This window comes from Saccharicrinis sp. 156 (assembly GCF_050589685.1).
GTDB lineage: Bacteria > Bacteroidota > Bacteroidia > Bacteroidales > Marinilabiliaceae > Saccharicrinis.
The window spans coordinates 1-8,126 of sequence record NZ_JBNGOS010000075.1 but is presented as its reverse complement, the minus strand read 5'-3'; the positions used below and the strand labels follow the sequence as shown (position 1 = coordinate 8,126).

General features: G+C 36.6%; 12 protein-coding genes. 4 read left to right on the top strand and 8 right to left on the bottom strand.

Features of this window, described 5'->3' with window-relative positions:
- A partial coding sequence (locus ACRD64_RS24760; RefSeq protein WP_430937236.1) for a LytR/AlgR family response regulator transcription factor occupies positions 1 to 348 on the top strand: 348 nt, incomplete at its 5' end.
- Between the two features lie 789 nt (positions 349 to 1,137).
- Here ACRD64_RS24760 and ACRD64_RS24755 read toward each other — a convergent pair.
- Positions 1,138 to 2,037 (bottom strand): 3-keto-disaccharide hydrolase, encoded by a 900-nt coding sequence (locus ACRD64_RS24755; protein ID WP_430937234.1) that lies wholly within the window; start codon positions 2,035 to 2,037, stop codon positions 1,138 to 1,140.
- A gap of 198 nt (positions 2,038 to 2,235) precedes the next feature.
- Between ACRD64_RS24755 and ACRD64_RS24750 the strand changes: the two genes are divergently transcribed.
- Positions 2,236 to 2,763, top strand: a complete 528-nt coding sequence (locus tag ACRD64_RS24750) for a VOC family protein (RefSeq protein WP_430937232.1) — start codon at positions 2,236 to 2,238, stop codon at positions 2,761 to 2,763.
- 89 nt (positions 2,764 to 2,852) lie between these two features.
- On the opposite strand, the gene ACRD64_RS24745 is transcribed toward ACRD64_RS24750, so the two are convergent.
- The 6 genes from ACRD64_RS24745 to ACRD64_RS24720 form a co-directional block, all read right to left on the bottom strand.
- Entirely contained in the window at positions 2,853 to 3,404 is a 552-nt protein-coding gene (locus ACRD64_RS24745; RefSeq protein WP_430937230.1) for an ATP-binding protein, read from the bottom strand.
- Between the two features lie 17 nt (positions 3,405 to 3,421).
- A complete protein-coding gene (locus tag ACRD64_RS24740) occupies positions 3,422 to 4,201 on the bottom strand; it encodes a Mu transposase domain-containing protein (protein ID WP_430937228.1) in 780 nt (259 codons plus the stop codon).
- A 4-nt stretch (positions 4,202 to 4,205) separates the two neighbouring features.
- Positions 4,206 to 4,475: a hypothetical protein gene (locus ACRD64_RS24735; RefSeq protein WP_430937226.1), complete on the bottom strand. Its 270-nt coding sequence runs from the start codon at positions 4,473 to 4,475 to the stop codon at positions 4,206 to 4,208.
- An 11-nt stretch (positions 4,476 to 4,486) separates the two neighbouring features.
- On the bottom strand, positions 4,487 to 4,951 hold the full coding sequence (locus tag ACRD64_RS24730) for a hypothetical protein (RefSeq protein WP_430937224.1): 465 nt from the start codon (positions 4,949 to 4,951) through the stop codon (positions 4,487 to 4,489).
- A gap of 383 nt (positions 4,952 to 5,334) precedes the next feature.
- Positions 5,335 to 5,877: a DUF2284 domain-containing protein gene (locus tag ACRD64_RS24725; RefSeq protein ID WP_430937222.1), complete on the bottom strand. Its 543-nt coding sequence runs from the start codon at positions 5,875 to 5,877 to the stop codon at positions 5,335 to 5,337.
- Between the two features lie 28 nt (positions 5,878 to 5,905).
- Positions 5,906 to 6,262, bottom strand: coding sequence for a winged helix-turn-helix transcriptional regulator (locus ACRD64_RS24720; RefSeq protein WP_430937220.1), 357 nt, complete (start codon positions 6,260 to 6,262; stop codon positions 5,906 to 5,908).
- A gap of 96 nt (positions 6,263 to 6,358) precedes the next feature.
- On the opposite strand from ACRD64_RS24720, the gene ACRD64_RS24715 reads away from it, so the two are divergent.
- Together ACRD64_RS24715 and ACRD64_RS24710 are read left to right on the top strand one after the other, a co-directional pair.
- Complete coding sequence (locus tag ACRD64_RS24715) at positions 6,359 to 6,538, top strand: hypothetical protein (RefSeq protein WP_430937218.1); 180 nt, start codon at positions 6,359 to 6,361, stop codon at positions 6,536 to 6,538.
- Positions 6,539 to 6,583: 45 nt separating this feature from the next.
- Positions 6,584 to 6,979 carry a pyridoxamine 5'-phosphate oxidase family protein gene (locus tag ACRD64_RS24710; protein ID WP_430937216.1) on the top strand — a complete coding sequence of 132 codons (396 nt, stop codon included), beginning with the start codon at positions 6,584 to 6,586 and terminating at the stop codon, positions 6,977 to 6,979.
- A gap of 361 nt (positions 6,980 to 7,340) precedes the next feature.
- On the opposite strand, the gene ACRD64_RS24705 is transcribed toward ACRD64_RS24710, so the two are convergent.
- Positions 7,341 to 7,835: a hypothetical protein gene (locus tag ACRD64_RS24705; protein WP_430937214.1), complete on the bottom strand. Its 495-nt coding sequence runs from the start codon at positions 7,833 to 7,835 to the stop codon at positions 7,341 to 7,343.
- Between the last annotated feature and the right edge of the window lie 291 nt (positions 7,836 to 8,126).

The window sequence follows — 8,126 nt, the reverse complement described above, 5'->3', positions numbered from 1 at the left end:
ATCCGCCGGAATGTCATGCTAAAACACAACCTTAACCAACGTTTGGGAAGGGGGTCAACATGCTCCGGAATATCCAATATTCTATATTTCGAAGGATTAAAGGATTATGTAAAACTTTATATTGAGGGGACATCAAAATTAATCGTTTTTTATTCAACCATGAAATCCTTAGAAGAAAAACTTCCGTTAGATAGATTTATGCGTGTACACCGTTCCTTTATTGTTTCATTAAATAAAATCAAAACTATTGAGCGAAACCGAATTATATTTGGTGATAAACGGATTCCAATTAGTAAACAGTATAAGTCTGGATTTGATGAGTTTGTTAAGAAGAAGTTTCTGTTGTAGGAAGGTTGTTTGTAGTGTCTTCGAGCGTCAGCAAAAATAGCTCTTTTGCAAATTTAGGTCGTTTTTGCAGAGGTATAATAAAACAAAATAAATTTCCATCAAAGTTGCACTGTCCTGTCAAAAAGCTTTACTCTTTTATTTTTCAATTTGCAATATCGTATTCATATACTCGACTGTTCCTTTATACTTGTTGCGTAGAGTAGAGCCTGATAGTCTACTAAATTACTGTGACTAAAAGTAATAATTAAATGTAAACTATCAGCGCCCCCTGCATCAAACCGTATCCCGATGTTCGTGGACAGGCTGTGCAGTTTTCCCTCATATGCTTACACTTGCGCATTACGGCTTGGTCATTTGAGCATACCGGCTTAACTGTCGGCAGCCCACTATCTGAACAGTACATTATTGCGATAAGAGAGAGCAGAATCAAGCTTGCTTGAATTATGCCGAACGGAGCAATGATCTTGTGAAAAATTATTTAGGTAGGATTTACACCTACTGGATTACCACAGCTTCGTGGCACACTAACGGTTGCGTTAAAACATCGTTGCGCATTTCATAGCTCTTCGCTCTCGGGTTACCACCGCCGTTTATTAATTGTATTAAAGCTTAAATATACTACTTGTCGCGCAATGTGATTTAACGCGTGTTGTGTACTGTTGTTTTCTTCAAGCAATTTTATATCAAATTTTAATCTATTAGATTTATGTAGTTTTTGCAAATGGTTTCATGTTAACATGATCACGTTCACCAATTTTTACACTAATTTGTTGCAGTAATGAACAAAGTTTAGAAAAGTGCCAATTGGGAACTGCTTAGTGAATCAATTTCTCGAATTTTAATGTCTTTAAAAAATATCTCTGCAGCTTCACTTTGTAACTGAATTTTACCTTTTGTTAAAGGCTTTGTGTTGGCCTGCTCATCCGTATATCTTGAGTTTTTTAAAATCATAACAACATGTCCATTCACAACATGTAAACTCTTATCTTCAAAACAATATAAATCCAGCGTATTCCATTCATCGTGTTCTTTTTCATAATTCCCACTTCGTAAACAATAGTTTTTATAAGGACTTTGAAAACCTATTGGTAGGAAGTCTTGAGAAGAGTGAGCCATCGGATTTAAATTTCCTTCTGGTTTATATGCCCTAATATCAATTGCCGATGTTAACTGGCTCCAAAAGTCTCCAGTATGTCCTTCCATAATCTGAAACTCTTGTGATAGCATCCATGATCTCCAATAATCAACACCAATTGGCCCTATTGAATGGTATAGAATACCAGCGTCTTTTAATAAATTCTCTCTATAAGCCCATTTTTTATTTCCCCATTTATATTTTAGTTGGAAGTGGTAATTTTCATACTCTTGTTTTGTTACCAAACATCCATAATACTCACCTGAATTTTTTATTATTAAATTATCAGCTTCCTTAATCGTAGAAAATACATTATAGGAAGAATTGTTTAATCCAATGGGCTCAATAAGGTTTCCTTGCTCATCTCTAGGCTGTGCCCCATTGTAACCAGGCTGAATTTTATAACTTAAATAAACATCCCATTCCGAAAGATTTTGATCAACTAAGTTTTCCCATTCGTATTTGCTGTTCGGATCAGAAGGATGTTTCTTGACAACGTGAGTACACGATGTTAATATGAGCGTAATGATAATCGAAAAATAGATAATCTTCATTTGAATATAATTAAACTTGATTCAAGTTGTGTTTTTGTTGTATAAACATTCTGTATCAATTGATATAGTAATCCACCGAAAATACAATCTCTTTTTCATATATTTGATACAATCCAGAATATTATTTAAAGTTTATGTACATTACAATTTCTATTTTGTAAAGACTATTTTGTGTTAACTATAAAAAGCAATAATGAAATGAAAAGAAAAGAGCATACCTGTAAATCTAATTTTTCATATAGGTTTTTATGCCTTGTAGTTTTCGTAACAGCAAGTACAGTTTTTAGTTCTGCTCAGAATTCAGAGCAACTTATTGCAAACGATACTAGTAAAGTACAAGCACGGGTTATTGGATTAAAGAATATTTGTGTACATGTATTAGAACTTGAAAAAACTTTAAAACTTTATCGTGAGATTTTAGGTTTTAAATTAGACGATGCAGAAGTATTTCAAGGCAAAGGTATTGAGGGGATGTTGGCAATGAAGCTAAAGGCAAATGACCTTGCAATAACATTATCACTCACAGCTCCAGAATATATACATACCATTGGCCCTGTTGGAAATACCAACCATAACCACTTTATGCTTCAGGTGAATGATATTGGACCAATAGGAGATAAGTTGAAAGAAGAAGGTTACACGTTGGAAAATGAAAATTACGTCCGCGACAAATATACTTTTTTTGTAGGTCCGAACGGTGAAATTATTGGACTTTCAGCATGGTAAAAGCCTAATATATAGAAGTTCGTATGTTGTAAAGAGTTCTAATCATTATTTAGTAAAATCATCATAAAGACTTTTACCAAATAGTACAATCAAGCAGCATCGTACAAACTTTTGGCATCCGGTTTTTTCAAACCAAAGTCATCAATGATCAATAACTTCTGTCGGGCGATAGTATCTATAAGCTTAAAGTAGCTGCCATCAGCTTTGGCAAGTACTAACTGATCGAATAATTTGTTGGCCGTAAAATACCGGGTGCGGTGTTCGTTAATACAAGCCTGATGCCCAAGCGCACATGCCAGGAACGATTTTCCTACACCAGTTGGACCGGAAATAAGTATGTCCCTTGATTTGGCCAGCCAGTCGCAATTTTGCAGGCGGAGTATATTGTTTTTGTCCAGACCTCTTGGATGTTGGAAGTTTAATTGTTCAAAGCTGGCCTGCTGTTTGAAACGGGCTTGCTTTATAAGCCGGCTGAGCTTCTTATTGTATTTATCATCATGCTCGGCATCTACCAGATGTGCTATCAGTTCGTCTGCTGTAAATTGCTCCTGTTGGGCGTTGTCCAGGATGTTACGGTAAGCGCGCTTAAAGCCATGTAAACGCATGGTGCTTAACTTTTCTAAAGTTGCATTAATGTTCATTGTGATATGATTTAAAGTTAATTGTAATATTCTTTCCCCCTGATGTTATCATGAAAGGGGATGGTAAGGTTGATGAGTTCCTCTTCTGTATCCAGATTGAACGTTTTGTTGACGAGCGTGTTTTTAACAAACTTGTACTGTAGGCAATTGACGGCCAATGCCTTTTTACACGCTTTTATAAAATCTTCCCGTCCGTATTTCTTTTCCAGTTGCAAGATGCCCATACAGCTTTTATAAGCTTGCTCGGGATATTTCCTGCTATCCAGCACTTTAGTGATAAGCTCCCCGGTTTCAGTACTGATATTATTGGCCCACTTGATAAAGCGTTCGGGAGACCATTCCGATACATAACGGTGGTTCTGGGGCATATGCCCTGGCACGGTGGTGTGCCTATAAGCATAACGCCCCTTTTTGTGGTTTGCGATGCGGACATTGTTGAAAAACACTTCTACGGTGCGGTTGTTATACGCCACCGTTACCCTCTTGCCCACATAACGGAACGGCACGCTGTAATAGTGTTTGTGGTCGCCCAGGTAGATGTGGTAGTTGTAATGTACCTTCAACATATTAAAGTGCCTGAGTTCGTAATGCTCGGCAGGAAGTGGCTTTAAGTGCTGCTTTTCAATCTGGTCGAACAGGTTCTGGCGCGAATGGTCTTTCCCTTGGAAATTCTTGTTGTTATAAGCGTGGAGTTTTTCTTTTAAAGCGGCGTTCAACTCTTCCAATGAGTAAAAGGTCTCGTTACGCAATGGGGCATAAATATGCGTGTAAGCATTGCGCACAAAGTTTTCGGCCAAGGATTTAATCTTTCGGGTGTAGCGCCCTTGCCGGCAGTATAACGGTATTGTAGTGGTTGGCAAAGTCGGTATAGGTCTCGTTTAGCTTGGGCTCATACTTATCGGCCTTAATAACAGCGGACTTTAAACAGTCGGGGACAATGGCCGCCGAACTCCACCGTAGTATCGCAAGGCGTTTTGATTGACCGTTATCCAGTCCGCTTTCGTTTGGCTCGGGACTGCTTCGATATACGACTGTCCGCTTGCCCCGAGTACGGCTACGAAAACTTCGCATTCGATCAGCTCTCACGTTTCTACATCTGTATAAGATAGTTTCTTGCCCGTATAATCGACAAATAGCTCATCGCCGGCTTTATGCTCCATGGGCATACTTACCTTCTGATCGTTGCGCCACTTGTAAAAGTGGTGGCAAAACTGACTATAGGCATAACTTTCTGCATGAGTGTTTTTGTACTCTTGCCACAGGAGCTGTAGCGTGACCCCGGTTCTATTCAGCTCTTTCTCAAAATAGACAAACTGCCCATAGAGTGCTTTGTAACGGGTGTTCCCGGTTTCTTTTTGCACATTGATGGCTTGCAGCAGGTCGGTATCCGACAGTTTTTCTACGCACGTGTAATCAAGGCCGCTGTTCTTAAAACCTGAAATATATTCGCTGGCCGAGGTTTTTCCTATGCCAACAATTTTTGCCCCTTGTCGGGCGCTTTGTCCTTGCGTGAAATGTAATCGTAATAGTTCACGTACTTTTCTCATATCAATCCTTTTGTTTGCCATAAATGCTTGCTTAAAATTTATGGCAAATGTGATGAGAAAAGTGTCCGCATTAAAACAGAACGGGTGTCCGTTTTACCCCGAAATGGGTGTCCGTTTTGCTCCGGATTTTGCACCAAAAGCATACATTATCAGTAAAACTAACGGCTAAAAGCTGGTGTATAAGTAAAAACAAACGTAGTGTCGCGTATTCAAAAGCTATAAAACAACGCAAAAAACCTATTAAAGTACCTGGCAGGTATCAAAGCCGGGTTGTAGTTCAACCTGGAATAATCGCTGGGTTCCCGACTTTCGGGACAGGCATTGCAGACCGATATCCCTATTTATTGTACGCTGGCTATATTCAGTCTTTACAATCAATTAGTTTATTTTAATAAAAATGCGCCAAAATAAGTTACAGTATTTTTACCGTGAATGTAATCCATATTACATTCCTTAGCTAATGAAGAAACGTTAATACAATAAGCTTCTAATGAAGCTCTTTTCTTATCAGGATATTTGCATGGGTCATTATCAATAACAGAACATTCTTCACAAATTTTACAAGGACCAGCTCTTAAATCAAGATGCTTTTCAAAATATAAAGTAACTTTTTTGTCTATCTTATCTGAAACTTCACTATGTCTTTTAATTGAATTTTTCATTCCGTCATAATCAAAAGAATCGGTTAGGTTGCCTATTGTTTGATAAACTAATGCCTTATTATAGCTTTTTGCCTCTTCGATTACATCTTTAGTCCCACCAACATGTGGAGGACAAGCATGGTTTTTTCCATAGTAGCCACATTGGTTTACTTCACAATAATCACGTAACCTTTCATCAAATGATATGTTGTCAACACTAATCATGTGTGCTTTAAAAGCTCCATGTTTTAAACATATATCTATCAATTCTTTTTCTTCAAGCATAAGAATACTTTGGATATATTAATCCATCCTAATGCATTTTTACCAATACTTTTTGTCGATAGTCAGTTCCCCATTTTTGAAACTGAATAATAATCGGTACAAGTTCAGTACCTATATCGGTTAATGCATAATTTACTGACCTTAAGTTATCATTTACCTCTGTTCGACTAATTATTCCATACATTTCCAATTCCTTTAACTCTTTTGAAAGAATCCGAGGAGAAATTTCATGACAATTCTTTATTTCGTTAAATCGTTTGGTTTCAGATGCAATACAAAGAATGAGTCGCATCTTCCACTTTCCGTTCAACACACGAAGTAAATCATTCAAAGGAAGAAAAAAAGAATCACAATCTCCCTTTCCAGAGCATTTTGTACAAGTCATATTAAGTTACACATAGGTTACTAGTTACATTTTAAATACTTTTGCAAATGTAGCCATTTTTGCATTTAACTTTGTGTTGTATTAAAATAGAATATTATGAAAGAGCATAATTGTGAAAACTGCAAGCGAAGGGCAAAGTATGATAAAAATCCGAAATCATTTGGAGGTAGAATTTGGAGATGGCACATAAATTGGTGTCCAGGGTGGAAAGGATATATTAATTCTTTAAGTGAAGTTGATAAAACTAAATTGAAAGAAAAATATCAATTGAAATAGAATATACTGTTACGTTCTAATCTAGAAATTTAACTCTTAATAATTATGAAAATACCAGAAGAAGTTATCAAACTATTGAATAATCAAGAAGCAACTAAGGTTCTTACTTCTGTTTCTACAACAGGGATTCCACATACGGTTGTTATCGGAAGTACTATGGCGCCACAACCTGATTTGATTTGTGCTGCAGAAATTATGATGCACACAACTGCTGAAAACTTTAAAAACAATCCCAATGTAGCAGTTTTAGTAGTTAAAGATATGGAGTCATATCAAGTAATTGGAAAGGTAAAAGACCACCAAACTGAAGGAAACCTCTTCGAAACTATGAAAAAGGAACTCGAAAAAATGGGGCTTCCTTGCAAAGGTGTGTGGTTATTTGAACCATTGGAAGTATATGACCAAAGTGCAGGAGCTAATGCAGGAAAAAAGATTGCGTAAATCTAATATAGACTTTTATCATAGGCTTGAATAAAGAATGGAGTTTATAATATCTGTTCCTTTTTTTGTTACTCAAATATGCGCTTAAGTTTATAAATGATTGTTGAATAATTCTGAACGTAACGCCTTTCTTTGCATTGGTGGTAACGGTCACTGGATGAAGCGTAAGGGAGGAAAAACCAATTTAACGCCCCAAATCACAACAGAGCCAAATTTACGTTTTGAAATTTTACCTTAAACTTAATAAATTTTTGGGACGAAAATTTGGCGCCCCCAGACACCTTACAAATACCCAAAACATTACTGCCTCCGCATTACGTATTAGCTTTTGTTGTAGCGTCGTTATTTCTTCTAAATGGGTTTACTCCCTGTTTAACACGGGTCTTTTAAGTTCTAAATATTCCTCAAACTTATTTCTTATCCTATTTCTCAAATAGTTACCAATTGGGTAACAAATTAGTCCAAAAACGATAAACCCGATTCCTACACCCAAAGCCTCTTCATCTGTTTTTCCAAAATCAGTTGAAATCAAAGCAATCAAACCAACTAGAGGAAATAGCAATCCAAATAATGAGAATATGGAATTAGGTCTTACTGTTACGTCAACAATAATTCCTTCTTTTGAATCCTTAATTTTTCCTTTCAAATATGCTGGGTCATTTTCAAAACTGCGAATGTAAATTCCAATTGTCCATTTGTCAGTCGCTTTAAAGTCGAGTTCTGTAGTAAATTTTCCAGACAAATTATATTTGAATCCTTTCTGGTCAAAGATGCTGCTTAGTCTTGATTTGAAGTCATGAATAGACATTTTACTTTCGTATTCAATTCTTTGAAAATTTAATATTTTGTCAATCATGTAATGTTTTTCTGTGTAATATTTTATAATGCGCTACAACGGTCACTGGATGAAGCGTGCGGAGATTAAACGAAACAAACCTCCCAAATCGCCGCAGAGCCAAATCTTATATTTGTTATTATCTTTCATTTTAATGCCAAATCAAAGATTTGGCGGTGTTCAAACACCCAACTAATCTCCCAAAACATCATTGAATCCGCATGATTTATTCCAGATTGTTGAACTAAACCCGCAAAGCGGGAGCTTAGTCTAAACTACACAAAATCGCAAGATTAATGCATCTTCTGCCAT